This window comes from Oleiphilus sp. HI0043, assembly GCF_001634935.1.
Genome location: NZ_LWEY01000408.1, coordinates 1 through 732, shown reverse-complemented (window position 1 = coordinate 732; position 732 = coordinate 1). Strand labels below are relative to the sequence as shown.

2 protein-coding genes are annotated in these 732 nt (G+C 43.7%); both read left to right on the top strand.

From position 1 onward, the window contains the following. Positions 1-267 precede the first annotated feature (267 nt). A complete protein-coding gene (locus tag A3729_RS05345) occupies positions 268-498 on the top strand; it encodes a FeoA family protein (protein WP_068552836.1) in 231 nt (76 codons plus the stop codon). A 21-nt stretch (positions 499-519) separates the two neighbouring features. Next, positions 520-732 (top strand): FeoB small GTPase domain-containing protein (locus A3729_RS05340; RefSeq protein ID WP_197475590.1); only part of this gene is annotated, 213 nt, incomplete at its 3' end.

The window sequence follows — 732 nt, the reverse complement described above, 5'->3', positions numbered from 1 at the left end:
CTTTGACGGTTCTCATAGAGTGCTTCGGTTTTGGTTTAGAGCTTCTATTCTAACCTCAATTGGGAAAAGGGTTGAGAAAATTTTCGCTCTCTCTTTTATAACCAATAGGAGGTAAGTCATTACCTACTCTTATCAGCCTAAGCTTGCCAATAATTGATCTAAGTCAAACGAGATTGATTCCTATTAAGCTTCAATGGTATTCATTAAGTTCTATTGATAGCCTTTAGATACGAATCATTCCTATTATTGTTTGTGAGGTGAATCTTGATGACGCAAAGCTTAAGTATGGATCGATTATCAGAAGGTCAGAACGCAACCATTACACAGATCAGTGGCGGTAAAAGCCTTGCCAGAAAAATGATAGGGCTTGGTTTGCGTGTGGGTGGTGAGGTCTGCTTGCTCCAACGTCGCCGACACGGTTTGGTTCTCGCAAATCGTGGAACGAGAATCGCCTTGGGCGATAGTATTGCCCGTCATCTTAAAGTTTCTCCTTGCTAGCAGCTTCAGAGGCCTAAGCCTATGTTAACCATCGCTCTGGGTGGCAACCCTAATTGTGGTAAGTCAGCCCTTTTTAATCAATTTACAGGAATTAGACAAACCACAGGTAATTGGCCTGGCGTAACGGTTGAGCGCAAAGCAGGGCGAACAAAGTTGCTAGGAGACGAGGCAAACGTTGTCGACTTGCCAGGTATTTACTCGCTGGATGCATCGTCTCTGGATGAAAAAGTTACC